This is a genomic window from Prevotella sp. TF12-30, from assembly GCF_003436715.1.
GTDB classification, from domain to species: domain Bacteria; phylum Bacteroidota; class Bacteroidia; order Bacteroidales; family Bacteroidaceae; genus Prevotella; species Prevotella copri_A.
In genome coordinates this window covers 1-1,369 of sequence record NZ_QSQJ01000107.1, presented here as the reverse complement: position 1 = coordinate 1,369, position 1,369 = coordinate 1, and the positions used below count along the sequence as shown (strand labels likewise).

General features: G+C 42.0%; 1 protein-coding gene. It reads right to left on the bottom strand.

What is annotated here, in order from left to right; translation table 11 throughout:
• Positions 1-29 precede the first annotated feature (29 nt).
• Entirely contained in the window at positions 30-1,256 is a 1,227-nt protein-coding gene (locus DXD25_RS16265; RefSeq protein WP_117664388.1) for a transposase, read from the bottom strand.
• Positions 1,257-1,369 lie beyond the last annotated feature (113 nt).

Below are 1,369 nucleotides of genomic sequence, written 5' to 3'. Positions count from 1 at the left end.
CAATAGTTCGTTAAAATTTGAGATAATGGCTAAGCAGCTTTACGTTGCCAGCCAAAGAGTTCTTTGATAGTATGACTAATTAACTTTCGGTTCGGTATTCTCCGACACTTGTTGAAAATTAATTTAGCGATGTATGTGCTTGCCATAATCTCCTTGAAAGAAGCCATGGAATACGGCAATTCATTTTCCTTCATCATCACTTTCGCAACATTCTGTGATGCGAATGATGCATTATAGGAAAAGTCCAACTGGTTCTTGTGTCTTGCTTGGCAATGCGTAAGACCAGTATATTGCTTTGCATCGCGAAAACAAAACTCTATTTGGAATCTTGAGCGGTATGTGCGCAACACTTCCTCACCCGACATGGATGTCTTTGTTGAGAAGAAAAGCTTGTGTTTTCCGTTCGGCATAACCCAAATGACAAGGCGCACTTTCTGCTTCAATGCCTTTGAATAGGCTATGAGTGTGTAGGCTGTGCCTTCAAGTCCTTCAATATGCAACTCTGCCATACGTGTGAGGTCAAGTTTCTTGTAGTTGATTTTTCCGTCAAGTGTCTTGGGACGTCCAGGCTTATTGGAACGAGGTCCCGTATACACATAATATAGGCTCGCAGTATCCCTGAAGCGGCTGACAAGATGGAAACCGCACTCTTTGATTCCGTCCACAAACGGACGGATAGAGAAGAAAGCGTCAGCGACAACAATATCGGTGACCTTCAACAAATCCTTCTTATAACGCTTGATGACCGCTATGTAATGTTGCACGAGAGTCATGTTACGCATTTTCAATTCTCCAGTAGATGGAGTCTGATGGGCGCGCAGCATCATGCAACTGTTGGCATGGACATCGACAAGTGCAAGCCCCATGATTTCAAGCCCATGCTTCATGGAACTTGCACAACCGGACCAGAAAGTACCGATATGCGGAGTCTTCTTACCCGACTTGCTGATGTAGCTCGGATCGATGGCTATAGCCAATAGACCATCCATATTCAAGTAACGTCGGCATAGGGCAAGGTTGAACTTCACCCAGTCTATGCATTTAGCACGACCACGGTTGAAGTTCGTTCTGTAGGTCTGCTCACAATGGGTGCCGTAACGCTCCATTTGAGTGAAATTTATCTTTCTTTGTATCGTCATGTACAATAAAAGTATTTCCAAGAGTAGACTCTCGAAAGTTTTGCTTAACTTTGCAGATGAACTTTTGATAGCATCTCTGCATATTTCCGTATATTGGTTGAGTGGTTCTGATGTCATATAACTTTGAGCTTAGAGAACTATAAAGTTACTGATAATCAGCCACTTAACCAAATTTTATTAGTTATATTACGTTAATTAACTCTCTCATTTTCAATCGATTACATAAGAAT